General features: G+C 58.4%; 17 protein-coding genes and 2 pseudogenes. 5 read left to right on the forward strand and 14 right to left on the reverse strand.

Features of this window, described 5'->3' with window-relative positions; all coding sequences use genetic code 11:
* The first annotated feature begins 22 nt into the window (after positions 1 to 22).
* Both BWI95_RS16145 and araJ read left to right on the forward strand, forming a co-directional pair.
* Positions 23 to 934, forward strand: a complete 912-nt coding sequence (locus BWI95_RS16145; protein ID WP_054803990.1) for a LysR family transcriptional regulator — start codon at positions 23 to 25, stop codon at positions 932 to 934.
* Between the two features lie 118 nt (positions 935 to 1,052).
* Positions 1,053 to 2,222, forward strand: coding sequence for an MFS transporter AraJ (gene araJ, locus BWI95_RS16150; RefSeq protein ID WP_076769828.1), 1,170 nt, complete (start codon positions 1,053 to 1,055; stop codon positions 2,220 to 2,222).
* 449 nt (positions 2,223 to 2,671) lie between these two features.
* Here araJ and BWI95_RS16155 read toward each other — a convergent pair whose 3' ends face one another.
* The 13 genes and pseudogenes from BWI95_RS16155 to BWI95_RS16210 all read right to left on the reverse strand — a co-directional run bounded on the left by BWI95_RS16155 (position 2,672) and on the right by BWI95_RS16210 (position 18,192).
* Entirely contained in the window at positions 2,672 to 3,763 is a 1,092-nt protein-coding gene (locus tag BWI95_RS16155; RefSeq protein WP_076769829.1) for an alkylhydroperoxidase domain protein, read from the reverse strand.
* Between the two features lie 9 nt (positions 3,764 to 3,772).
* Positions 3,773 to 4,762, reverse strand: coding sequence for a putative FMN-dependent luciferase-like monooxygenase (locus BWI95_RS16160; protein ID WP_076769830.1), 990 nt, complete (start codon positions 4,760 to 4,762; stop codon positions 3,773 to 3,775).
* A pseudogene (locus BWI95_RS24050) lies at positions 4,759 to 5,429 on the reverse strand (ABC transporter ATP-binding protein). The gene BWI95_RS16160 and the pseudogene BWI95_RS24050 overlap by 4 nt, the downstream one beginning before the upstream one ends.
* A gap of 35 nt (positions 5,430 to 5,464) precedes the next feature.
* Positions 5,465 to 6,364, reverse strand: coding sequence for an ABC transporter ATP-binding protein (locus BWI95_RS24055; protein WP_415859148.1), 900 nt, complete (start codon positions 6,362 to 6,364; stop codon positions 5,465 to 5,467).
* Positions 6,361 to 7,210 (reverse strand): annotated as a pseudogene (locus tag BWI95_RS16170) (ABC transporter permease). The gene BWI95_RS24055 and the pseudogene BWI95_RS16170 overlap by 4 nt, the downstream one beginning before the upstream one ends.
* Positions 7,207 to 8,151 (reverse strand): ABC transporter permease, encoded by a 945-nt coding sequence (locus BWI95_RS16175; protein WP_076769831.1) that lies wholly within the window; start codon positions 8,149 to 8,151, stop codon positions 7,207 to 7,209. Before BWI95_RS16175 ends, BWI95_RS16170 begins: the two are co-directional and overlap by 4 nt.
* Positions 8,152 to 8,161: 10 nt before the next feature.
* Entirely contained in the window at positions 8,162 to 9,784 is a 1,623-nt protein-coding gene (locus tag BWI95_RS16180; RefSeq protein WP_054803970.1) for a TIGR04028 family ABC transporter substrate-binding protein, read from the reverse strand.
* 165 nt (positions 9,785 to 9,949) lie between these two features.
* A complete protein-coding gene (gene adhP, locus BWI95_RS16185) occupies positions 9,950 to 10,960 on the reverse strand; it encodes an alcohol dehydrogenase AdhP (RefSeq protein WP_042713088.1) in 1,011 nt (336 codons plus the stop codon).
* 267 nt (positions 10,961 to 11,227) lie between these two features.
* Positions 11,228 to 12,937 (reverse strand): ABC-F family ATP-binding cassette domain-containing protein, encoded by a 1,710-nt coding sequence (locus BWI95_RS16190; protein ID WP_054803969.1) that lies wholly within the window; start codon positions 12,935 to 12,937, stop codon positions 11,228 to 11,230.
* Positions 12,938 to 13,243: 306 nt separating this feature from the next.
* Positions 13,244 to 14,947, reverse strand: coding sequence for an NAD-dependent malic enzyme (locus BWI95_RS16195; protein ID WP_054803968.1), 1,704 nt, complete (start codon positions 14,945 to 14,947; stop codon positions 13,244 to 13,246).
* Between the two features lie 258 nt (positions 14,948 to 15,205).
* A complete protein-coding gene (gene sra / locus BWI95_RS16200) occupies positions 15,206 to 15,343 on the reverse strand; it encodes a stationary-phase-induced ribosome-associated protein (RefSeq protein ID WP_023478646.1) in 138 nt (45 codons plus the stop codon).
* 179 nt (positions 15,344 to 15,522) lie between these two features.
* On the reverse strand, positions 15,523 to 16,599 hold the full coding sequence (locus BWI95_RS16205; protein ID WP_076769832.1) for a mannuronate-specific alginate lyase: 1,077 nt from the start codon (positions 16,597 to 16,599) through the stop codon (positions 15,523 to 15,525).
* A 54-nt stretch (positions 16,600 to 16,653) separates the two neighbouring features.
* On the reverse strand, positions 16,654 to 18,192 hold the full coding sequence (locus BWI95_RS16210) for a methyl-accepting chemotaxis protein (protein WP_076770323.1): 1,539 nt from the start codon (positions 18,190 to 18,192) through the stop codon (positions 16,654 to 16,656).
* Between the two features lie 478 nt (positions 18,193 to 18,670).
* Here BWI95_RS16210 and BWI95_RS16215 point away from each other — a divergent pair, with 478 nt between their 5' ends.
* The 3 genes from BWI95_RS16215 (at position 18,671) to BWI95_RS16225 (ending at position 23,515) form a co-directional block, all read left to right on the forward strand.
* Positions 18,671 to 19,900 carry a diguanylate phosphodiesterase gene (locus BWI95_RS16215; protein ID WP_076769833.1) on the forward strand — a complete coding sequence of 410 codons (1,230 nt, stop codon included), beginning with the start codon at positions 18,671 to 18,673 and terminating at the stop codon, positions 19,898 to 19,900.
* Positions 19,901 to 19,988: 88 nt separating this feature from the next.
* Positions 19,989 to 21,539 (forward strand): sensor domain-containing diguanylate cyclase, encoded by a 1,551-nt coding sequence (locus tag BWI95_RS16220; protein ID WP_076769834.1) that lies wholly within the window; start codon positions 19,989 to 19,991, stop codon positions 21,537 to 21,539.
* A 197-nt stretch (positions 21,540 to 21,736) separates the two neighbouring features.
* Entirely contained in the window at positions 21,737 to 23,515 is a 1,779-nt protein-coding gene (locus BWI95_RS16225; RefSeq protein WP_076769835.1) for a thiamine pyrophosphate-requiring protein, read from the forward strand.
* 319 nt (positions 23,516 to 23,834) lie between these two features.
* On the opposite strand, the gene BWI95_RS16230 is transcribed toward BWI95_RS16225, so the two are convergent.
* Positions 23,835 to 24,656 carry an alpha/beta fold hydrolase gene (locus tag BWI95_RS16230; protein ID WP_076769836.1) on the reverse strand — a complete coding sequence of 274 codons (822 nt, stop codon included), beginning with the start codon at positions 24,654 to 24,656 and terminating at the stop codon, positions 23,835 to 23,837.
* Positions 24,657 to 24,733: the final 77 nt, after the last annotated feature.

Here is a 24,733-nt window from a genome sequence, read left to right on the forward strand (position 1 = left end):
TGTTATCAAAAATGGGATAAATATGCGGGCAGGGCTGGATTTTACCGCGTTGAAGATCTTCTGTGCGGTGGTGGATAAAGGAAGTTTTGTGGCGGCGGCGAAGGCGCTGACCATGCCGACATCGAACGTCAGCCGGACGGTTGCCCGGCTTGAAGAGATGCTCAACGTGCAGCTTATTGAGCGCACAACCCGGCACCGGAAGCTGACGCCATCCGGGCAGCTTCTCTATACGCGCTCAAAGCCGCTGCTTGAGTCGCTGGAGCAGACGGAGGCGGAGTTGATGTCGCGGCAGGTGCAGCTCAAAGGTCCGCTACGCATTTGCATTCCGAGCGAGATGGGGCCGGCGCTGCTCGGCGATCTGCTGGCGGATTTCGCCTGCCGTTACCCGGAACTGGAGATCAGCTGCATAACCAATCTCTCCGGCTTCGAATCCCTGCGCGAAGAGGTGGATGTCGCCGTTATCGTTACCCGTGGAGATCTGGATGACAGCGATTACATTGCCCGGCCACTGGCGACGTTTCCCTGCACCATTGTGGCTGCGCCTGCGTTAATTGAACGCTACGGCCTGCCGGTTTCCGTCCGCCAGTTTGAAACCTTACCCTGCATTACCACCGTCAGTGCGCTGAACGGCGCGGCCTGGCAATTTGTCGATGCCGCGGGTAAGCATGAGGTGGTCAATGTGAAAGGGCATTACCGCGTCAACAGCGGTGAGATGGCCTTCAAAGCTGCGCTGGCGGGAGTGGGATTTGCCATCCTGTCAAAACAGGCCTGCCAGCAGCCGATTAACGAGGGACGTCTGGTAGAGATCGTCTTCCCGCAGGCGGCAGCGCCGCTGCGTCTGGTTGCCATCTACTCCAGCCGCCGCTATCTGCCGGTCAAAACGCGGGCGTTGATTGATTTTCTGCAGCAGGGGCTGCAAAGCCCCGCAGATTAAGCAGGGGCAGAAAAACTGTATTCATGGATTAAAACGTCAGCGGGCAGGTTTCAACTGGTCTGCCTTACGCGAATGGTCAATAATGCCCGTCGCAAACTTTTAACAAGTGGTTAGTGGTATGAAAAAAACGGTTTTTTCGTTGGCACTTGCGACCTTTGGTCTTGGGATGGCTGAGTTCGGTATTATGGGCGTGTTGACCGAGCTTGCGAATAACGTGGGGATCTCGATTCCGTCTGCGGGGCATATGATCTCCGCCTATGCGGCGGGTGTGGTTATTGGCGCGCCGATAATGGCGATGTTCTCCAACCGCTTCTCGCTGAAAAATGTGCTGCTCTTTCTGGTGGCGCTCTGCTTTGTCGGTAATACGATTTTCACCTTCTCCAGCGCATATCCGATGCTGGTGATTGGTCGGCTGATCTCAGGGTTTCCACACGGCGCTATCTTTGGCGTCGGCGCCATTATCCTCTCGAAAATCGCACCGCCGGGCAAAGTGACGATGGCGGTGGCCGGGATGATCGCCGGGATGACCGTCGCTAACCTGATCGGTATTCCTCTTGGTACGTGGATCGGCCATCTCTTTAGCTGGCGCTACACCTTTGTGCTGATCTCGCTCTTCTTTGTACTGGTGATGGTGTCGGTCATTTTCTGGGTGCCGAGCCTGTATGACACTGCGCCGACCCGCCTGAGCGAGCAGTTTCACTTTCTGAAGAAACCGGAGCCGTGGCTGATCTTCGCCGCCACCATGTTCGGCAATGCCGGGGTGTTTGCCTGGTTCAGCTACGTGAAGCCCTTTATGGTGAGCGTTTCCGGGTTTTCGCAAAATGCCATGACGCTGATTATGATGCTGATGGGGCTGGGAATGGTGCTGGGCAACATGTTCAGCGGCAGAGTGTCGGCGCGCTTCAGCCCAATACGCATTGCGGCAGCGACCGAACTGGTGATCATGCTGGCGATGGTGGCGCTATTTTTCCTTGGCGACAGCAAAGCAGGCGCGCTCTCGTTGGGCTTCATCTGCTGTGCCGGGCTGTTTGCGCTCTCGGCGCCGCTGCAAATCATGCTGCTGCAAAATGCGAAGGGCGGCGAAATGCTGGGTGCCGCAGGTGGGCAGATGGCGTTTAATTTCGGTAATGCGGTGGGGGCATGGTTTGGCGGGCTGATTATCGCTTTTGGCTTTAGCTATAACTATCTGGCGCTGCCAGCGGCGGTGCTGACCTTTGCCGCGCTTACCTCGCTGCTGATTTATAACCGTCGCATCACCAGGCACCAGACAGAAGTGGTGACAGTGTAACGCAACGCCGGATGGCGGCTTCGTCTTATCCGGCCTACGGGTGCCGGTTTGACTGAGTGAGGCGCGATGATGAAATGCCGGATGGCGGCTTTGCCTTATCCGGCCTACGGGTGCCGGTTTGACTGGGCGAGGCGCGATGATGAAATGCCGGATGGCGGCTTTGCCTTATCCGGCCTACGGGTGCCGGTTTGAATGGGTGAGGCTCGATGATGACACGCCGGATGGCGGCTTTGCCTTATCCGGCCTACGGGTGCCGGTTTGAATGGGTGAGGCGCGATGATGAAATGCCGGATGGCGGCTTCACCTTATCCGGCCTACGGGTGCCGGTTTGACTGAGCGAGGCTCGGTGATGAAACGGCGGATGGCGGCTTCGCCTTATCCGGCCTACGAAAGATAAAAGGTTGCGGGGTTTTGTAGGTCGGATAAGCGCAGCGCCATCCGACACGAGGCTACGGCAGGAACGGTTCGCCCAGGGTTAACATCAACCGATTGGCCCAGGCAAAAAAGGCAGCGGACTGAATAAGGTCCAACTGCTCAAGCGTATCCAGCCCCTCGCTTTCAAGGCGCGATATATGGTCTCTGGTCAGCGCTGGCGGGGTCACGGAGAGCGCGGCGGCGGCGTCAATTTCCGCCTGCCAGCGAGCTGATTGCCCCTCATGCAACGCGCCGCCTGGCGCCACCGCCAGCAACGTCTCTACGGCGTTATCTGCCTTTGATAACTGGCTGGTTTTGCGTGCGTGTACCGAGGCGCAGTAGATACAGCCATTCACCTTACTTGCGACCGTCGCGGCCAGTTCGCGCTCGGCACGCGGCAGCCCACCGGGCGTATAAAAGATCCCTTTATCCGTCAGCGTGCGCTGTTCCAGCACCGGCAGGTTGCGTCCCAGCAGACGAAAATAGTCAGAATTGCTGTGGCCAAACCTGGCGAGAACGGCTTGCTCATCCACACTGAACTCTTCCAGCTGTTTTGCGGCGATCCACGGCTCCCAGCCCAACTCCTGCTGCGTGAAACGCACCGGCGCCGCTTTGCCGCTTCGCGTTTGCGCGGTTGTGTGCCAGCTGCCTGCGACAACAGGGGCGTCGTTATGCAATACGGGCTTGCCATTCAGGAGACGCAGCCCGGCAAGCAGGCGGCTCTGAAAACTGACAAAGGCGATCAGTTGCGCCAGCGTAACGATATTTTCTGCACTCCAGCCCGCGGCCTGCAGGCTGTTTAGCGCTTCCGGCGTCGCTTTAACCGGCGAGAAGGTGAGCAGGCGCGCAAACTCAATCGCGGGTGCCAGTTGCGCTGACGTCGGATCTGTCAGACCCAGGCCCGCATAGTGTGCGGCAAGATCGTCCGCGTTGTGCCATTTCGCCACCTTGGCCGCCACGCTAAAGCGCGCCTCGGCAGAGAAGGTTTCATCATGGGTGGTAAAAAGTGCGTCGTAACTGCCTTGCGCATGTCGCGTTGCTGCCTCGCGGGTCTGGCGAGCGGCGGCGAGAGCAGATGACGGGGCGATCCCGGCGAGATCGGCGAGAATGTCGTGACGTAAGCTCATGGTGACTCCTTATAAAATATGCGGCGCAATATGCCCGGCAATCAGTTCAATTGAACGCAGCGTGTCCGGATGGGAAGGCTCCACCGAATGCACCTGGAAAGAGATATCCGTGGCGCGAAGCAGCACGGAATCCTGCCGGAGCGAGGCGAGAACGGTCTGCGGATCGCCAATATGCGCGTCGAACTGCTGGATATAATCCGTGACGTTGTCACCGATAAGTGCGTGGCCTGCGGCGCGATGCTGCTCTGCCTGGCGGGTCAAACCCGGCGTGGCGACCTGAAGCGCATACGCGGTGGTATCAGCAACAAATGCGGTACGGGAGGCTAGAATGCGCGGCGCAACGCCGGCTGGCAGGGCATCGAGATAGGCATCGATTATCGGATTCTGGATCTCATCCAGCCTTAAGCCGGGCTTATCAGCAGGGCGCGGCTGTGTACGCGAGAGCATCAAACCGTGTCCGGCCCGCGCGGCACGAACCGCGCCCTCAATAGAAAAGGTCGCGATCCAGACCCGCTCCGTCAGCTGCGGTGCCGGCGGGTAAAGGTGATTATCCGGATGGGCGAGCGAATCGCCGCGCCAGGCGCTCTGAATCAGATGCAGTGACTCCTCAAATACCACGGCGCGCTGATCAATCGTCAGGCCGAACGGCAGAAACGATGTCGGCGTGCCGCCGGAACCAAAACCAATTTCCAGTCGCCCGTCCGCCAGCAAGTCCAGCACCGCCGCGTCCTCCGCCACGCGCAGCGGATTTTCCAGCGGCAGAGTGATAATCGCCGTGCCGAGGCGAATGGTCTGGGTATGCGCCGCAGCATGGGCGAGGAAAAGCAGCGGCGAGGGTAATCCACCCTCATGCTCATGAAAGTGGTGCTGGGCGATCCACGCACTGTCAAAGCCGTGACGCTCAGCGTGGCGGATCTGCTCTGTCGCCAGGCGATAGCGCTCTTTGGGCGGGGCGTTATCCAGTAGACGGGTAAAAAAGCCCAGGCGTTTTCGCGTCATGCGAACTCCTCCGTAGCGGGTTGAAAGTGGGGAATGGCGTCAATAAGCTCGCGGGTATAAGCATCCTGCGGCGCGGCAAACAGCGCCTCGACGCTGCCGTGCTCAACCACGCGACCGTTGCGCAGTACCGTGACGCTGTGCCCGATACGCCGTACCGTCGCCAGGTCATGGGTGATAAACAGATAGGTCAGCCCCAGTTGCTGCTGGAGTTGCTGAAGCAGAGCGAGGATCTGCGCCTGCACCGTCACATCCAGCGCGGAGGTGGCTTCATCCAGCACCAGAATGGAGGGCTCCAGAATCAAGGCTCGCGCAATCGCCACACGCTGGCGCTGCCCGCCAGAGAGTTCACGGGCGCGCCGGCTCAGAAGTTCAACGGGTAAGGCAACCCGACCGGCGACCGCCTCGACCCGCGCTCTGCGCGTCGCTTTATCCACCGGCGCGAAATTTTCAGCGGCTCTTCGATGATTTCAAACAGCGTCTGGCGCGGATCGAGCGAGGCGAAGGGGTTCTGATAAACGAACTGGATCTCGCGTCGCAGCTGGCGTCGCGCCTCGCGGTTAAGGTGCGTCACGTCACTGCCGTTAATCACCACCGTTCCGCTGTCCGCCTGCTCGAAACCAAGCAGAATACGCGCCAGGGTGGTTTTACCGGAGCCGGACTCGCCCACCAGCGCATGGGTGCTGCCGCGGCGTACCTCAAAACTTACCGCCTCCAGCGCCTGCAAAGTATGGCCTTTGCCCAGCGAAAACTGTTTTGCGATCCCCTGCAGGCGAATCGCCGGGGGGCGAGAGGATCGCCGGACACCGGGGCGATGGTCAGAGCCTCGCCGCGTACATCGCTAAGCAACTGTCGCGTATAGGGGTGGCGCGGTGCGCGAAGGATAGCACTGGTATCCCCGTGCTCCTGGATCTCGCCATTCCGAAACACCAGCAGCCGGTCGGCGCGCTCGGCGGCCAGCGCCAGATCATGGGTGACAAACAGCACCGCAGTGCCCGATTCGCGCCGCAACGTGTCCAGCAGATCGAGGATCCGTTTTTGTACCGTGACGTCAAGGGCGCTGGTCGGCTCATCGGCAATAATCACTTCCGGTTGCAGCGCAATGGCGATGGCAATCAATACGCGCTGCTTCATTCCGCCGGAGAGCTGATGAGGATATTGCGCCATGCGCTGCTCCGGGTGACTCAGCCCCACTTTATGCAACAGCGAGAGCACCTGCGCGTTGCGCTCGGCAGCGCTCAGTTGGCGGTGCAGGCGCAGCACTTCGCCGACCTGCTCGCCAATGGTTTTTACCGGATTAAGGGCGTTACCCGGATCCTGCGGCACCAGGCTTATGCGCGCGCCGCGCAGGCTGTCGAGACGCTTCGCCGACCAGTGGCTGATGGTTTCGCCATTGAGCACGATCTCGCCCCGATCGCGGCGGGCATTCTCTGCCAACAGGCCAATGATCGCCTGCGCGGTGGTGGTTTTCCCCGAGCCGGATTCACCGACAAACGCCAGCATCTCGCCGCGCTTGAGGCTGAAGCTGACGTTATGTACCACTTCGCGCCACGCCTGCCCGGTGCGGTAGCTGAGGGTCAAATTTTCTACGGACAGAAGCGTCATGCGTGGCCTCCACTGAGCTGACGACTGATGCGGTTGACGGCCAGCACCACCATGATCACGACCAGCCCCGGGAAGGTCGTCAGCCACCAGGCGGTAGATAAGTAGTTGCGCCCTTCGGCGATCAGCAATCCCCACTCCGGTACCGGCGGCGGGTACCGTAACCCAGAAAGCTGAGGTCGAGAGCGCCAGGATGGCCTGACCAAACTGCAGGGTGGCAAAGGCCACCACGGCGGTAAGCGAATTGGGCAAGATATGCCGCCACACCACTGTCCAGAAGGTGCCGCCGCTGCCCCAGGCAGCTTCGACATAATCGGTGTGGCGAACGCGCACCACTTCGCCGCGGGCGAGCCGCGCGAAGCTGGCAACAGAGGCGACGCCGACGGCGATGGCCGCATTCACCGTTCCGAAGCCCAGCAAAATAATCACCGTCAGGGATAAGAGCAGGGACGGGATGGCGAGCAGCACATCCACCAGACGCATCAGAATCGACTCCACCCGACCGGCAAACGCGCCGGCCAGCACACCGATCAGCGTGCCCACTACCAGCCCCATGGTGACGGCGGCCAGCGCGGCGGAGAGCGAGTGCCTGGCACCGTAAACAATCCGGGCGTAGAGATCGCGACCCAACTGGTCGGTGCCGAGCCAGTGTCCGGCCTGCGGCGCAAGCCGCTGCGCACCGGCGACGCCTTCTTCCGGGTTCCAGCCGGTGAACAGTGCCGGGAAAAAGGCGGCCAGCAGCGCCGCAATGAGAACCAGCCACGCGAGCCATAAGCCCGGTTGCCAGCGCAACGGGCTGCGTAGCGGTGTGCGTTTTTGGGCCGCCGCCGCATAATCAACCAGACTCATGACGCGCCTCCGGTGACCGTTTGCAACCGCGGGTCAAACCACGGCATCAGTAAATCCACCAACAGATTGATCAGCACAAAGCCGAGTGCGGAGATCATCACTACCGCCTGAAGCACCGCAATATCCTGGTAATTGACCGCCTGCTGCGTAAGCTGGCCCAGCCCGGCACGACCAAACACGGTTTCGGTGATCAATGCGCCAGCAATCAGTTCACCGAGCAGCAAACCGGCGATATTGAGCACCGGCAGCAGGGCGTTGCCCAGCACATGCCGCCACAACACGCCGGTTTCGCTCATCCCTTTTGCCCGCGCCACGCCGACAAAGGGCTGAACCGATACCTGATCGATGCTGCGCATCAGGATCTGCGCCAGCGGCGCGGAGATCGGGATCGCCACGGTAATAATCGGCAGGATCAGCCCCTGCAACGGCGACGGGTTAATCACCGGAATCAGCCGCAGCTGGAAGGAGAAGAGCTGAATAAGTGCGATGCCGAGCCAGAAGGTCGGCAGCGAGATAAAGAGCACCGGCAGGGACTGGAACACGTTGCTCAGCCAGCGCAGCGCCGGTAAGCGCGAGGCGACCGCCAGCGTAAAGGCCAGCACCGCCGCCAGTAAGAAGGCGGGCAGTGCCAGTGTCAGGGTGTCGGGCAGGTTACTGGCGATCAGCTCGCTCACTGGCACCCCGGCCTGTACGGAGTAACCAACATCGCCGCGCAGCATGGCAAACAGCGTGTGGAAATATTGCTGCCACAGCGGGCTATCCGCGCCGTAAGCAACCCGCATCTCCTCGATTTGCGCCGGGCTAAGGCCCAGGTCCGGGTTCTGAAATTTAATCAGTACCGCATCACCGGGCAGCACCTGGAGCAGAAAAAATGAGAGGGTAAAGGCGGCCCATAGCACCAGCAGCCCTTGCCCGACGCGTCGCAGCAGATAGTGGCTCATCACGATCCCCTTACTCTTTCTCGATCCAGGCGCCATAGAATGAGGGGCGTCCGACGGCTTCAAAGGCAACGCCTTTCACCGATGGCGCACCGGCAAACACCTGCGGCTCTTCAAAGATAGGGATCACATAAGCGTTATCGAGCAGGTAGCGCTGCGCATCGCCGGTGAGTTGCAGCCGTTTTTGCGGGTCAACTTCGGCTGAAATCGCTGTCAGCTTGTCATTAAGCTGGTCGTCGCGGAAATTCTTCACTTTGTCGCTGGAGCCGCCTTTTTGCAGCAGCGCATCGCGGTTTGCCGGGAAGAACATACTTTTCACCACGTCCGGATCGGCACGGCCTACTTCAGAAACGGTTAAGGGCGTTTTCAGCGGGTCGAGGTTATCCAGCGTGCGGCTGCCAGCATCGCCTGCTTTTACGCTCAGAGCCACGCCGACCTGTTTCCACTGTTGCGCCACCAGTTGCAGCACCTCTTTGTTTTGCGGTTGCGGCAGCGACTCATACACCGTCAGCGCCAGCCGCTGGCCCTCTTTTGCACGTACGCCGTCCGCGCCAGTTTTCCAGCCTGCTTCATCAAGCAACTGGTTAGCCTTTGCCGGGTCAAACGCCAGTTTGTCGCTGAGATTGACATACCCGGCAGCGGAGGCCGCGATCACCGAGGTGGCCTGCGGATAGTTGCGGGAGAAGAGGGTTTCAACCACCTGCTTTGCATTGGTGGCATGCAGCAGCGCCTGACGTACGCGCAGGTCGGCGACCAGCGGGTTATCCGGGCGGAAACTGAGGCTGTCATTAACGCCGCGCGTCGGCGCGGCATAGATGGTAAAGCCCTGGTCGGTGGCCTGCTTCTCGTCGTAGGCCTGAACCTGGCGGATAAACCCGGCCTGGCCCGCCAGCAGCGCGCCAATGCGCACGCTATCTTCCGGCGTGACAATGATTTTTATGCCGTCGAGATTGGCCGGGCCTTGCTGAGTGATATTTTTCGGCCCCCAGCGGTAATCTTTACGCGCCGTGAGGGTCACTTCACGGCCGAGTTTCTCATCGCTGACCACAAACGGTCCGGAGCCAATAATATGCCGGGCATCGCCCAGCGAATCGAAGCTGCGTTGCAGCGTGCTAAGGGAGACCAGGCCGGAGCCGATGGTCGCCGTTCCCTGCAGGAACCCCGGCGAGGGCTTTTTAAAGTAGAACTTCACGGTGTGCGCATCGATCACTTCACTGTGGTCGTAGTTGTTGATCACCTCTGAGACCGGCAGGCGCTGCGCTTTATTCCCCAGCCCGTAGGTATCGAAGTTTTTCGCCACTGCTGCCGCATCCAGCGGCGTGCCATCGGAGAAGGTCACGCCGGGGCGAATTTTGAAGGTGTACTCCGTTTTGTCGGCGTTGCTGCTCCAGCTTTCGGCGATCCACGGCTCCACCTCCAGTGTTTTGGGGTTCTGCCAGGTGAGTTTGTCGGTAATTTGATTGAGGATGCCGCCATTCGGGTAGAAACCCCCTGCCGGGGGGTAGAGGTTGGTGTGTGCCTGCTGCTCAAGATAGATCAGCGTGCCGCCTTTAACCGGCGTTTGTGCTGCCTGGCTCAGCAGCGGAGCAGCCGCGATCAACGCCGCTAACAGCGGTATACGAAAAGGGAAGCGCATGGTGAATTCCTTTGTTATCTCTTGTTTTAACGTCGCCTTCATCATCCGGGGAGCGTCAGAACAAGGGAACAAAGGAAATGAGATAAGCTTTTCAGGAAAGCGCAAAACAGCGGGGATGAAGCCGCAAGAGCGGTGCAGGGCGCGAACACCCTGCACCGTGCGCGATCAATGACGTAAATCGATCACCATACGGCCACGGATCTGGCCCTGCTCCATCTCTTTAAAGATGGCGTTGATATCTTCCAGCGGGCGCAGCGCCACTTTCGGCACCACTTTCCCTTCGGCGGCAAACTGGAAGGCTTCGGTAAGATCCTGACGGGTACCGACCAGCGACCCCACCACCTGGATGCCGTCCAGCACCAGGCGCGGAATATCGAGGCTCATCGCTTCCGGCGGCAGACCAACGGCGACCACGCGTCCACCGGCGCGCACGGCGTCGACCGCCGAGTTAAAGGCCGCTTTCGCCACGGCGGTCACCACGGCTGCATGCGCGCCGCCGGTTTTTTCCTGCACCACTTTCGCCGCATCTTCGCTGCGCGAGTTAATGGTCAGATCGGCGCCCATGCTGGCGGCAAGCTTAAGCTGCTCGTCATTCACATCAATGGCGATCACTTTGGCATTGAAGACATTTTTCGCGTACTGCAACGCCAGGTTGCCGAGGCCGCCCAGACCATAAATCGCGATCCACTGGCCCGGCTTAATCTGCGACACTTTCACCGCTTTATAGGTGGTGACACCCGCGCAGGTGATGCTGCTGGCTTCCGCGGAACCAAGGCCGTCCGGCACTTTTACCGCGTAATCCGCCACAACAATGCACTCCTGCGCCATGCCGCCATCGGCGGTGTAACCGGCGTTGACCACTTCGCGGCACAGGGTTTCATTGCCGCTGTTGCAATATTCACAGTGGCCGCAGCCCTGGAAGAACCATGCAACAGAGGCGCGATCGCCTGGTTTCAGCGAGGTGACGCCTTCGGCGATCTCCGTGACGATGCCAATCCCTTCATGACCGAGGATCACCCCGGTTTTGTCGCCAAAATCACCGTTTTTAACATGCAGATCGGTGTGGCATACGCCGCAACACTCCATTTTCAGCAGCGCTTCGCCATGTTTCAGCGGGCGCAGCGTCTTCTCTGCAATAGCAACCTGGTGATCCTGAGTAACAACGGCAGCTTTCATCTTTAATCTCCTTGCTGGCAAAAGAACGGTGAAGCGCTATCGCCTCATCCCTCAATACCCCTTAAGAGTTAATGGTTTAGGAAAGGGATTCAATAGCCCGGCAACAGAATGACATACTTTGCCGCCATTACCCTTATATCAGGTAGGGTAAATGGCGAGTAATCAAACAGTTAATGTGGTTACAAAACGTGCTGCACAGATGTCATAGATATGTGGGAAATATGAAAAAAGGCACCTTGCGGTGCCTTTGAAGGAGAGATAAAACGGCTACAACAGCAAGCGAAGACGGGCGATCTCATCGCGCCACTGCGCCTGCAGCTGGGGTTTTTGATGCTTCTCTTTGCGCGCCAGATCCTCCTCCAGCCGCGTTTCCAGATCGATTAGCCGCTCAAGCAGAGCGTCATCATCGTCCGGTGGCGCAGCGGCGCAGGATTGCGTGTTAACCGCCGCAACCGGCGAGCCAGCGCGTTCGCGCAGACGGGCAAACACCGTGTCGGCATCATGCCACTCGCTTAGCTCGCCATCTTCCACCAGCCAGAAACGGTTGCAGCTCTGGCTTATCAACTGCCGGTCGTGGCTCACCAGCAGCACGCCGCCGCTGAACTGCGTTAACGCCTGCGCCAGCGCCTCTTTGCCCGCCATATCAAGGTGGTTGGTCGGCTCATCGAGCATCAGCAGGTTAAAGCGCGCCAGCGACAGCCCGACAAAGAGCAGCCGCGAGCGCTCGCCGCCGCTGAGTGTTGCCACGCGCTGGCCGTGGCGAGGAAAGGCAAAACCGGCGCTGATTAAGGCCATTTTCCTGTCACCTGGTGCGGGGGCGAAAGGCTCCAGCGCGTCGAACAGGGTCGACTCGTCAGGCAACTGGTGCAGGCTCTGATCGTAATACCCGGCGTGCAGCCGCGGATGCAGGCGCAGAGCGTCATGCTCCGGCTGGTGGTAAACCTGCCAGATAAGCCTCAGCAGGGAGGATTTCCCGCAGCCGTTACGCCCGAGCACCGCCACCCGATCGCCGCTTTTCAGGCGGGCAAGCGGGATGCGGAACAGCGCAGGCAACCCTGGAGCGGGAGAGACCGCCAGGTTCTCCATCTCCAGCAAGCGGTCAGCCGCTAAGGGTTCACCATGCAGCGCCAGGCGCCACTGGCTGCCGTCGGTCAGTTCCGTCTGGCTCGCTTTCAGGCGATCCACCTGGCGTGCCATCTGTTTTGCTTTACGCGCCAGATCTTCGTTGTCGTAGACGCGACCCCAGGTCGCCAGCCGTTTGGCGCTGGCGGTCACACGGTCAATCTCCTTCTGCTCCGCTTTATGGCGCAGGGCATCGCTCTCATCCCGCTCCTCAAGCGCTTTGCGCGCAGCGGTGCAGGGTAAGGCGAAACCGTGCAGCGTGTGGTCGCGCAGGATCCAGGTGCCGTTGGTGACGGCATCCAGCAGCGCGGCGTCGTGGGAGACCATCACAAAACTGCCGGACCAGCCTTGCAGAAACTGCTCCAGCCACAGCAGAGTGGGCAGATCGAGGTGGTTGCCTGGCTCATCCAGTAACAGCAGGTCGGGTTCGCGGATCAGCGCCCGCGCCAGCAGCAGGCGGGTGTGTTGCCCGCCGCTCAGCGTCGCCGCCGTTAAAGCAATCTCCTGCTCGTTCAGCCCCATCGTGGCGAGCAGCGTTTCTGCGCGCCAGCGCTGGGTTTCCCGTTCAGCAGAGGGGAGTTGCGCCAGCACCGCATCAAGCAGCGTCATTGACAGCAGTTCATCGGGGAGGTGTTGCTCCACGCGCGCCAGCAGGCAGTGATGTGCCTGTGTCACCTTACCGGAAAGCGGGGAGATCGTGCCATCAAGCACCTTCAGCAGGGTACTTTTGCCGCAGCCATTGTCGCCAATAAGCCCGAGGCGATCGCCCTTTTTCAGGGTAAAGGAGAGGTCAGAAAACAGCGGACCGAAGGCGGTCTCAATACGGATTGATTGTGCAGATAGTAGTGTGCTCATTGCTTACTCAAGAGTTACAGGCGTGAAAACGCCTCGTCAAACATCGCTGACGATAACCCGGTAAGCCCGAGGGAAGGGAGAGTTATGCTTCGCTCAAGCAGAGGTTATCGCAGCACGATACCGGTAACGCTTGAGCTGGCGCGATCGCCAAATGCATGTGAATAGTCAAACAATTCACAATACAGCATAGGTAGCCTCCTTTTTTATATTCAGTAAGTTGATGGGTGAAAAGGATTTTAGCGAGGAAGTGAATGATTTACCAGCAACAAAAAACCCGGAGCTGCGTGCTCCGGGTTGCGGGGCGAGTTAAATCGAAGTACGGCGATAGTTGCGGTACTGCGGCTCCCAGAAGTTGTCATCAATGGCCTGCTTCAGCGCTTCCGGGGAGGTTTTCACCGCCACACCTTGCTGCTGCGCCATTTTGCCAACCGCAAAGGCGATCGCGCGCGACACTATCTGAATATCTTTCAGTTCCGGCAGTACCAGCCCTTCGCCGTTCAGCAGCAGTGGCGAGTACTCAGCCAGCGTTTCACTCGCTGCCATCAGCATATCGTCAGTGATACGCGACGCGCCGGAGGAGATCACACCAAGGCCAATGCCCGGGAAGATATAGGCGTTGTTGCACTGGGCAATCGGGAAGACTTTATCCTGCCACTGCACCGGGGCAAACGGGCTGCCGGTGGCAACCAGTGCCATGCCATTGGTCCAGCTGATGATGTCCTGCGGCGTTGCTTCCACACGCGAAGTCGGGTTAGAGAGCGGCATCACGATTGGACGCGGGCAGTGTTTGTGCATCTCACGGATGATCTCCTCCGTGAACAGCCCGGTCTGGCCGGAGACGCCGATCAGGATATCCGGCTTCACGTTGCGCACCACATCAAGCAGGGAGATCGCTTCGTTCTGCACGTTGATATCCCAGTTTTGCAGGTTTTCGCGCTTCTGGACTAATCCGGTCTGGAACGGCAGAAGGTTCGGCATGCCGTCGGTCAGCAGACCAAAACGGTCGACCATAAAGACTTTCTGGCGCGCGGCCTCTTCGCTAAGGCCTTCACGCTGGGTCTGGGCAATGATCTGCTCGGCGATACCGCAGCCAGCGGAACCGGCCCCGAGGAAGACAATTTTCTGATCGCTGAGCTGGCTGCCCGCCGCGCGGCTGGCGGCAATCAGCGTACCGACGGTGACGGCTGCCGTGCCCTGAATGTCATCGTTAAAGGAGCAGATCTCATCCCGGTAGCGGTTAAGCAGCGGCATGGCGTTCTTCTGTGCAAAATCTTCAAACTGCAACAGCACGTCCGGCCAGCGCTGTTTCACCGCCTGGATGAACTCATCCACAAAGGCGTAATACTCATCGCCGGTAATGCGCGGATGGCGGGAACCCATATAGAGCGGATCGTTGAGCAGTTGCTGGTTGTTGGTGCCGACATCCAGCACCACCGGCAGGGTGTAAGCCGGGCTGATGCCGCCGCAGGAGGTGTAGAGCGACAGCTTACCGATAGGAATGCCCATCCCGCCAATGCCCTGGTCGCCGAGACCGAGGATGCGCTCGCCGTCGGTGACCACAATCACTTTGATGTTATGGTTCGGTACGTTTTGCAGGATGTCATCCATGCTGCCGCGGTTTTGCCAGGAGATGAACACACCACGCGCGCGGCGGTAGATATCTGAGAAGCGTTCGCACGCCCAGCCGACCGTCGGGGTGTAGATCACCGGCATCATCTCTTCAAGATGATTTTCGACGAGACGGTAGAAGAGGGTTTCGTTGGTGTCCTGAATGTTACGCAGGTAAATGTGTTTATCGATATCGGTCTTGAAGCCCTGATACTGCAACCAGGCGCGCTCGGCTTGCTCTTCAATGGTTTCCACCACTTCCGGCAGCAGGCCCAGCAGGTTGAAACTGCTGCGCTCTTCAACGCTGAAGGCGCTACCTTTGTTCAGCAGGGGAAACTCGAGCAACACGGGTCCTGCGTAGGGGATATACAGTGACCGATTCTTATTATGTTTGGCATTCATCTAACAGCTCCTTGAGAAACGAACGCGCGCACGGGGGGTGAGGTCGCACGCGGGTACAGCGGCGGGCGCAATTATAAAGCATTGAATGAGCAAATACTTCCCGATTGACCTATTCGTTGATTGAATTTTTATCAACTTTCCTGGTAAGCGGCATGTGGGGAGCTGAAATGTGATGCTGGCGGTATAAAAGAGAAGAGGGAGTAGCGCGAAGCAAAGCTGGAATAAACACCACCCCGCAGGGTGGTGTGGGAGTGGGTCTTAACCCGCGCGGCGATGACGGCCGGAGCGGTGGGAGACAACGGTCTCCTCGTTGTTGTCTTTGGTGACAACCTTACGGGTGTTCGACACTTTGTAATCCAGTCCCATAAGATGACGTGCCTGACGGTTCGATTTCATGCTTACTCCTTAATCCAGTTGCGTGTTTCAAGGACAAGCCCGGTAAATGGCCGGGCGAAATACAATCACATCATTGCAAGGTATGTTTCCATACCGAAAGATTATCCTCGGCTATCGCTGCGCAAATCTCAACCCTGATGGGCACTTTTAAGAACAGTCTCGCTGCCTTGTGCGCCGCATCACGCTTTTGGCCCGATTAGCAGCGTCAGCGGCCCACCGAGGCGCCTGTTTTGCAGCGGTCGCAGGCTGGCGAGCCGCGCGCGCAGATCGTTATCGCAGGTCGAGAGCTGGCACCAGGCCTCAAGCCAGGCGAGATTTGTCGGCTGCTGCAAAAAGGCCATATCCTGCTGAGCGCCGCTTCTGTCGGTGAAGGGCTGCGGATTATCCAGCCCGGCAATCACCTGCGTGGCAAGCCGCTGTAACGCAGCCCTATTCTCCTGAGGCATATCGACGCCGTTGGCACGGGCGAAAAGGGCGATCATCACCAGCGGTTGCAGGGCGTAATTGTGATAAGCCAGCGCCCGCTGGCGACGACGCAGCTCATTAGGCAGAAAGCCGTCGGCATCAATCTGGTTCATAGCGGTGCGGTAGATCGCCAGTGACTGGTCAAAGAGATCCTGCCGCCCGGTTGCTACTGATGTTGCCATTAACGCCCAGGCTGCCCAGTAGCTGTGATTATTGACCTTGCTTTGCGGTAAATCCCGCCATTCGCTGGCGGTTAAATCCCCCATCTCGCCCAGCCAGCGGGTGATGTTTTGCGTCTGCTCAGGCCAGGCGTTCAGCGGATGGCTCGCTGAAAATTGCAGCTGAAGCCAGCCTGATGAGAAGGTAGCCAGCGCCCATTTGCGCATCGATTTGCCGGTGTGGTTGCGCGCCTCGCCGAGCAGCGCCCCGGCCGTTGCCCAGCGATTGAGCGCGGTGACAACACAGGTAACATCGCGGGCATCGCTGCTGCGGTGCCAGGCGGTGATTTGCGCACTGACGAATTTCTCCATATCGGCGATGGCGCGAGTTTGCTGGTGGAAAGCCGCTTCCGCCTGCGGATTGAGCGTGGCGCGGGCGCTGTCTGAACCTTCATATTTACTGCGAAAATCGAGTGCGCCGGTAAAGGGCGGTGGCGCGTCGGGGCAGGAGACGGTTTTAGCCAGCGTGTGCGTTGCCGGGGGCTGGCTAAAGCCTGCGGGGGGAACAAGGGGGGCGGCGAGTGTTGCCGTGGTAAAGAGGATAAAGATCAGCCCTGCGCGCAGAAACACCATGCTACGTTCTCCTTCCGCTACTGGAAGGGGGACTATAGCATGGTCGTTTGCTTCTCAGCTGCCGCCAAAAACGTGCACCGCACGATGCAGGCGCGCGGCACGCGCAGAGAGGTTTTCCGCCGCCTGGGTGACATGGTCAACCATGCCGCTGTTGTTTTGCGTCATGCTGCCCACGCGGGAGACCGAGTCGTTAATCAGCGCCAGCGCCTGCGTCTGTTCATGGGTGGCGGTGCCGATCTCTTTAATCATCGTCGACATGGTGACCACATTCTCGATCATCGCCGTCAGGTGGCTCTCCGTGCTGGCAACCATATCGACGCCGCTTTTCACATTTGCCACGTTGAGTTCAATCAGCGTCTGGATCTGTCGCGCCGCCGAGGCGGAGTGCTGGGCCAGGTTACGCACCTCGGCAGCCACCACGGCAAACCCGCGGCCCGCCTCACCGGCGCGTGCGGCTTCCACCGCCGCGTTGAGGGCGAGAATATTAGTCTGGAAGGCAATGCTGTCAATCACGCCGATAATGTCGACGATCTTGCTGTTATCTGCCGAAACCGCCTGCATCATTTCGATCGCCTGCTTCATCGCCTCACCGCTCTTCACGGCGCCGGCGCTGGTTTCGTCTGCCCGGCTCATGGCCTCTGCCGCCGTTTCCGCCGTCTGTTTCACCGCGCTGGCAATCTCCTCAACCGCTACCGCCGTCTGGTGCAGGTCAGCTGAGGTTTCTGCCGTGCGGCTGTGCAGCGCGTCGCCTTCGCGGGCAATTTGCTCGCTTACCCCGCGGATCCCGGCAATTTGCGCTGAGACATCGCCGACCAGCGAGTTGAGGTTGAGCCCGGACTGATTGACCAGGCGCATCAGAAGCCCAATCTCATCGACGCGATTAAAGTGCTGGTAATCGGCTTTGCGCCCGGAAACGACGCGCTGCATTTGCGCGAGCACAATTTTCAGCGGTCGGGAAAATTGCTGCTGCAAAAAGAGCGTAAGAAGGGCGAAAATAATTAACACCGCTGCGGATTTTTCTACGGCATTAAAATAGATGAATTGCAATACCACTAACAGAGCAGCAGAGGGGATAATGCCGAAATAAATGCGTCCGGCCGCACTGATACGTTGAAATAAAGATAAAAATGAAAGTAAACCGCGGCGAACCAGTAATCCTTTATAAAATTTATAACCTTTAATTTTATTTTCATTAACACGCTGATAAAGCGCCGCGCTGGCGTCAATCTCTTCGCGTGCCGGAATATTACGCACTGAGATATAGCCGGTTAATTTCCCTTGCTGGTAGACCGGCGTGACGTTGGCGCGCACCCAGTAGTGATCGCCATTTTGACGGCGGTTCTTGACGATCCCGGTCCAGCTGTCGCCTTGCTGGAGGGTAAACCACATATCGCCGAAGGCGGCGGGCGGCATATCCGGGTGGCGAATAATATTGTGTGGCTGACCTTTCAACTGCTCTTCCGTAAAATCGCTGGCCTCAATAAATGCTGTGTTGGCATAAGTGATATGGCTTTGCGTGTCAGTTGTCGATAATAGTGTCGAGTCTTCGTTAAGTAAATATTCGTTTTGTGTAACGGGTGTGTTGCGTTTCATAATAACCCCACGGTGGATCGCGCCATCTATTGCCGCAGGCGCAAAGAGCATAGTCATTTTCTTCAGGAAATGTCGTTATTGTTATTGCCCGGGCATTTTCCATTAACTTAGGCGACACGAAAAGCGGTTGGGTTAATTATTTTTTAAGTGGCACTTAAAGAGTGAAGCGCATAATTGTTATTATTCTGAAAAATAAAAATGCGCTGCGAAATATCAGCTAGCATTAAGTAAACCCTTAAGCCAAATTGATAGCGGGCGATGAGGAAAGGGGACAAAAAAGCGCAGCGGGGAAAAAGAGCTTTTAACATTGGGCTGCGAAGGGTGCGTGAAGGAATGTGTACCATAAAGTCACTTTAATCTGCGATCACGCTAACAGATTGGCCTCTGTTCAACGAACGGCAGGGGCAGGATCTTGCTAGACTCCCGCGATGGCACCATCCATTCGGGTTCTTTGTGGGCATTTTGAGGGTAGCATCGCGTGTTAGCGACTTTGATATACCGTAGCCGACTGAATCGGGCATTAATTCCCTCTCAACTGACTGCTATTGTCGAGCGAGCAAACTACAGCAACGCAGCGTTGCAGGTGACGGGTATCTTATTGTTCGACGGCGAGTACTTTTTGCAGGTTCTTGAAGGACCGCTGGAGTCGGTTAACAGCGTTTTTGAGCGCATCAACAGCGATATTCGCCACGGTAATATCGTCGAACTGCTGCGTGACTTTGCGCCGCGCCGCCGCTTTGTCGATCGCGGCATGGTGCTGTTTGATCTGCGAACGGTGCAACCTGCGACGGTGTTACGCGCGGTATTGCGCTTTGGCATGGTGCGCTACACCCAGGCGAGCAGCGATCGGGCCTACAAATTTATCCGCAATTTTATCTCCTCGGCAAACAACAACGGCGGCGTGCGCAATACCTCGCCTGACGAGTGGCGCTTTACCCGCAAAGCGTCGCCGTTTAGCCAGGGGACGCTGCCCGTGCTTGAAGGGCAGCCCTGTCAGTTTGCCTTTCAGCCGATTATCGAACCCCTGCGCGGCAAAATCTCCTCGCTGGAAGCGCTGATCCGCGGGCCAGACGGCGGCAGCCCGCAGGACTATTTTGCGACCATTGCGCCGGAGAAACTGCACGAAGCGGATCTCGCCTCCAAAGCGTGGGCGCTGGCGATGGCGCGACGCATTGGTATTGGCAATCACAAAATTGCCCTTAACCTGCTGCCGATGTCGCTGGTTAAGATCCCGGGCGCGGTGGATATGCTCCTTGGGCACGTTGCGCGCAATAAACTCAGCCCCGGGCAGATTATTGTCGAAGTGACGGAAGATGAGGTGATCTCCAGCTATGACGAGTTCACCTGGGCGATTCGCCAGCTGCGCGCGGCGGGGATTGGCCTGGCGATTGATGACTTTGGTTCAGGGTTTGCCGGGCTGTCGCTGCTGGCGAAGTTTCAGCCCGATAAGCTGAAAATCGACCGCACCATCGTTACCGATATTCATCTTCATGGCCCGAAACAGGCGATTGTTAAGGCTATTCTCGACTGCTGCGCCGAGCTGCAAATCAGCGTTGTCGCGGAAGGGGTGGAGAAGGTAGAGGAGTGGTGCTGGCTTGAAGCCGTCGGCGTCGAGCGTTTTCAGGGCTTCCTGTTCGCCCGCCCGATGTTGAATGGCGTCCCGGCGATTAACTGGCCTGAGCGCGTTCCTCTTACTAAAAGAGCCTGACAGTACGAAACGCTTAACCGGTTTGGCTTATAGATCATCGTGCTTCTATGCTTAACGTATCGACAGTGGATGTGACAAAGGAGCGTGGATGAAATTTAGAAAGCAGCTCGCACGGAAACTGGCACTCGAATCTTCGCTTGGGCGCAGTATCACCTTTTTTATCGTGACATTGCTGCTGGCAGGGGTGGCGACCACCACCTGGACGCTGACCCGCTCCTGGGAGCGCGCGGTCGAGGATATTGAGCGCGATGCGGTTAACCTGTCGATCTCGCAGGCGCGGCAAGCGGAAGATACCTTTCTTCAGGCGGAGCTGGTGCTGCGCGACATTCGCCGTAATCTGCCGGTCGAGAACGTTGACCAGATCAATGCACCACAGTTTGATATCTATCTCGCCGATCTGAAATCCCGCCTGCCGCAGCTGCATGGTCTGATGGTCTATGACGCTCAGGGCAATATGAAATCGACGTCGTTTGGCAAAATCCCGGTGATGTCGAACAACAGCGACCGCGAATATTTTATCTATCACCGCCGTAATGGGCACGGTAGCGTGCACATTGGTCATGTGATCCGTAGCCGCACAACCGGCGATTTAGTGATCCCGGTGTCGTTGCGCATCAGCGACAAAGCGGGCGGCTTTGAAGGCATCCTGCTGGCGACGGTGCGGATAGACTATTTCCGCCATTTTTACGCCTACTTTGAGCTCGGCAGCCGCGACATGCTGGCGCTGCTGAATATTGACGGCACCGCGCTCTATGTGCGCCCGTATGGTGACGAGATCATTAACCGCAATCTCTCTGCCAGCCCGCTCTTTACCCGGGAGCTGGCGCGAAAAGATCGCGGTAACGGTACCTGGGTCTCTGCCCTTGATCATGTTGAACGCACCTACGGCTTTGCCCGGCTTGAACGCTATCCGCTGGTGGTCGCTGCCGGTTATGACAGACCGGCGCTGTGGAACAGGTGGTTGCAGGAGAGCCTGCCGGATCTGGTGCTTAACGGCATGCTGCTGCTCGGCACCCTGTTGATGGGGTCGATTATTTTTCGCCAGGTGCGGCTTAATGTACGTAATCAGACCGAGCTTGCGGTGCTGCGTGATGAGCTGACCAGTATCAACCACACGCTGCAACTGATGGCGCTGGCGGATGGGCTGACGGGGCTTGCGAACCGTCGCCAGTTCGATCTCTTTTTAAATAAAAGCCTGAAGGCCTCAGCGCTGACGCAAAAACCGGTGGCGTTGATCATGATCGATATCGACTACTTCAAGCGCTATAACGATTTTTACGGCCATGTTGCCGGGGATAACTGTCTGCGGATGGTGGGCGAGATCCTGCAAAAGCTGAAACTGAGACCGAATGATTTGATTGCTCGCTACGGCGGGGAGGAGTTCGCGATTGTTCTGCCGGATACCGGGCCTGAAGCGGCGCTGTTTGTTGCCCGTCAGGCGGTGACCGCGGTGCGCAATGCGCAGATCCCGCACGTCAAGACCAGCGCGCAGCAGAGCATTGTGACCATCAGCGCCGGCTGTTATAGCCTGGTTGCCGATCAAAATTATGATGATGCCATTCGCCTGAAAGAGGGGGCGGATAAGGCGCTCTATCAGGCGAAAATCGATGGTCGCGACCGGGCGCTGTCCGCCTCCTGATATGCGCCCAGGCCGGGTGGCGCTGCGCTTACCCGGCCTGGGACTGCAAATCCTCGTAGGCCTGATAAGACGACGTCGCCATCAGGCATTTTGCCGGATGGCGCTACGCTTATCCGGCCTACAACGACCAAATCCAATACCTGCATCATCATAGACTACCCTTAATGTTTCTAATGAAGCTGCAAGGAGAGAGCACGATGAGCATGAAGACCAGCGATTTCTTCGTCCAGCGCCTGAAAGAGTGGGGCGTGACACGTATTTATGGTTACCCCGGAGATGGCATCAACGGCGTGCTCGGGGCAATTCAGCGCGCGAATAAATCCGGCGACGGCATTGAGTTTATCCAGGTTCGCCATGAAGAGATGGCGGCGTTTATGGCGGTTGGCCATGCCAAATTTACCGGCGAACTGGGCGTCTGTCTCTCGACCGGCGGCCCGGGGGCGACTCATATGCTGACCGGCCTCTACGACGCCAAAATGGATCACGCCCCGGTGCTGGCGATTGCCGGTCAGGCAGAGACTACCGCGCGCGGAGCGAGCTATCAGCAGGAGATGAACCTCGATCGCGTCTTCTCTGACGTCGCCAACTTTGTCCAGGAAGCCGCAACCCCGGCGCAGGTGCGCCATCTGGTGGATCGCGGTGTGCGCGTGGCGATGGCGCAGAACGGTGTCGGGGTGGTCATTATCCCGAAAGATGTGCAGGACGAACCCTGGCAGGCTCCGCAGCACGCCCACGGTTTTACCCACTCCGGCTCGGGCTATCAGCGCCCGCGCGTTATTCCTCATCAGGTCGATCTGCAACGCGCCGCGGATGTGCTGAATGCCGGTAAAAAAGTGGCCATCCTGATTGGTGCTGGCGCACGCAATGCGGCGGTGGAAGTGGTGCAGGCGGCCAATGTGCTGGGTGCTGGCGTGGCGAAAGCGCTGCTCGGTAAAGATGTCCTGCCTGATGATGCGCCTTTTGTTACCGGCTCGATTGGGCTGCTTGGCACCGAACCCTCGTGGAAATTGATGCAGGAGTGCGACACGCTGCTGATGATTGGTAGCGGTTTCCCGTGGACCGAATTTTTGCCCGCGGAGGGCAGCGCCCGCGCCGTGCAGATTGATATCGACCCGGCGATGCTGGGGCTGCGCTATCCCTGCGAAGTCAATCTCCATGGCGACTCAGCAGAGACGTTACGCGCCTTGCTGCCGCTGCTGGAGCAGAAAACCGATCGCAGCTGGCAGGAGTCGATTGCTAAAAATGTGCAGAGTTGGTGGGAGCTGATGGAGCAGCGCGCGATGGCGCCGGCGAACCCGGTTAACCCGCAGCGCGTGGTGTGGGAGATGTCTCCGCTGCTGCCGGATGACGCGATAGTCACTTCTGATTCCGGCTCGTGCGCCAACTGGTTTGCCCGCGATTACCGCGTTAAGCAGGGGCAGCGCGCATCGCTCTCCGGCGGGCTTGCCTGTATGGGTGCTGCCGTGCCATATGCGATTGCAGCGAAATTTGCCGCACCGGAGAAGGTGGTTGTCGCGCTGGTGGGTGATGGGGCAATGCAGATGAACAATATGGCAGAGCTGATTACCATTCAGAAGTACTGGCAGCAGTGGGCGAACCCGCGGCTGGTGATTTGCGTCTTCAATAACCAGGATCTTAACCAGGTAACCTGGGAGCAGCGGGTAATGGAGGGCAATCCGCGCTTTGAAGCAACCCAGCAGCTGCCGGATGTGCGTTATGCCGAGTTTGCGCAATCGCTGGGGCTGGGCGGGATTTTTGTTGATAACCCGGACGCGCTCTCAACCGCCTGGCAGCAGGCGTTGCAGTCCGACCGCCCGGTGGTGCTGGAGGTGAAGACGGACCCGGAAGTGGCACCGTTGCCGCCGCATATTACCTTTAAGCAGGCGAAAGCCTTTATGGCCTCAATGGCGAAGGGAGATCGTGGTGCCGTGCAGGTGATTAGCGATACCGCCAGCCAGTTGTTCCATAAGAAGTGATGAAAAAGCCCGGTGAGAATGATCTCACCGGGCTTTTGTCAGACTGCCTGATGGCGGCTCCGCCTTATCAGGCCTACGCGGTGTTGTAGGCCGGGTAAGCGCAGTGCTATCCGGCAGGCAGCGCCTGATGGCGGCTTCGCCTTATCAGACCCACGCGGTGTTGTAGGCCGGGTAAGCGCAGTGCTATCCGGCAAGCAGCGCCTGATGGCGGCTCCGCCTTATCAGGCCTACGTGAGTTGTAGGCCGGGTAAGCGCAGCGCCACCCGGCAAACAATGCCTGATGGCGGCTTCGCCTTATCAGGCCTGGAGAGTGTGTAACTCAAATCTTCTGCAAAAAGGCCAGCAGATCGTTGTTAAGCTGATCCTGATGGGTAACGGCAAAGCCGTGCGGACCATTGTCATAAACCTTCAATTCGGCACCGGGGATCATCTCGGCTGAGAGCTTACCGGTCGCTTCGAACGGCACCACCTGGTCATTGCTGCCATGAATCACCAGCGTCGGCACATCCACTTTTTTAATGTCTTCGCGGAAGTCGGTTTCCGAAAACGCGGTGACGCAATCAATCGTCCCTTTCAGCGACGCCAGCAGGGCGATATTCAAGGTCTGCGTCAGTACGCCGTCAGACACTTTCTGCCCGGCGTTAAGCCCATAAAACGGTGTGGCAAAGTCGCTAATAAACTGCGCGCGATCTTTACGCAGACCCTCTTTGATCTCATCAAATACGCTCTTATCAACGCCTTCTGGATGGTCGTCCGTTTTGCCAAAAATAGGCGTAACGGCGCCCAGCAGCGCCAGACCAGCCACGCGCGAGGTGCCATAACGGCCAATGTAGCGCGCCACGTCGCCGCCGCCCATGGAGAAGCCGACCAGCGTGACATCATGCAGATCCAGCGCGGTGATCAGATCGTTGATGTCGGAGGCAAAGGTATCGTAGTCATAGCCGTTCCACGGCTGCTCGGAACGGCCAAAGCCGCGACGGTCAAAGGCGATAACCCGGTAACCGCGTTCGGCGAGGAAGTTGAGCTGGCTGTCCCACATATCACCATCCAGCGGCCAGCCGTGGCTGAACAGCACCGGTTTACCTGAACCCCAATCTTTGTAGTAGATCTGCGTTCCATCTTGCGTTTTGATAGTACTCATTGCCTTACCTCATCGTTGAGTGGTGACACATTCTTGCTGGTTATTCATTTATGTTCGTATCGCGGCTGATTCGTCTC

The organism is Kosakonia cowanii JCM 10956 = DSM 18146, from assembly GCF_001975225.1.
GTDB classification, from domain to species: domain Bacteria; phylum Pseudomonadota; class Gammaproteobacteria; order Enterobacterales; family Enterobacteriaceae; genus Kosakonia; species Kosakonia cowanii.

Coding starts and splice junctions, on each gene's coding strand:
- BWI95_RS16220 (WP_076769834.1), top strand. CDS start 19,989: ATGAAATTTAGAAAGCAGCTCGCACGGAAACTGGCACTCGAATCTTCG.
- adhP (WP_042713088.1), bottom strand. CDS start 10,960: ATGAAAGCTGCCGTTGTTACTCAGGATCACCAGGTTGCTATTGCAGAG.
- BWI95_RS16195 (WP_054803968.1), bottom strand. CDS start 14,947: ATGAATGCCAAACATAATAAGAATCGGTCACTGTATATCCCCTACGCA.
- BWI95_RS16190 (WP_054803969.1), bottom strand. CDS start 12,937: ATGAGCACACTACTATCTGCACAATCAATCCGTATTGAGACCGCCTTC.
- BWI95_RS24055 (WP_415859148.1), bottom strand. CDS start 6,364: ATGACGCTTCTGTCCGTAGAAAATTTGACCCTCAGCTACCGCACCGGG.
- BWI95_RS16155 (WP_076769829.1), bottom strand. CDS start 3,763: ATGAGCTTACGTCACGACATTCTCGCCGATCTCGCCGGGATCGCCCCG.
- BWI95_RS16145 (WP_054803990.1), top strand. CDS start 23: ATGCGGGCAGGGCTGGATTTTACCGCGTTGAAGATCTTCTGTGCGGTG.
- BWI95_RS16175 (WP_076769831.1), bottom strand. CDS start 8,151: ATGAGCCACTATCTGCTGCGACGCGTCGGGCAAGGGCTGCTGGTGCTA.
- sra (WP_023478646.1), bottom strand. CDS start 15,343: ATGAAATCGAACCGTCAGGCACGTCATCTTATGGGACTGGATTACAAA.
- BWI95_RS16160 (WP_076769830.1), bottom strand. CDS start 4,762: ATGACGCGAAAACGCCTGGGCTTTTTTACCCGTCTACTGGATAACGCC.
- BWI95_RS16205 (WP_076769832.1), bottom strand. CDS start 16,599: ATGGTGTTTCTGCGCGCAGGGCTGATCTTTATCCTCTTTACCACGGCA.
- araJ (WP_076769828.1), top strand. CDS start 1,053: ATGAAAAAAACGGTTTTTTCGTTGGCACTTGCGACCTTTGGTCTTGGG.
- BWI95_RS16230 (WP_076769836.1), bottom strand. CDS start 24,656: ATGAGTACTATCAAAACGCAAGATGGAACGCAGATCTACTACAAAGAT.
- BWI95_RS16180 (WP_054803970.1), bottom strand. CDS start 9,784: ATGCGCTTCCCTTTTCGTATACCGCTGTTAGCGGCGTTGATCGCGGCT.
- BWI95_RS16210 (WP_076770323.1), bottom strand. CDS start 18,192: ATGAAACGCAACACACCCGTTACACAAAACGAATATTTACTTAACGAA.
- BWI95_RS16225 (WP_076769835.1), top strand. CDS start 21,737: ATGAGCATGAAGACCAGCGATTTCTTCGTCCAGCGCCTGAAAGAGTGG.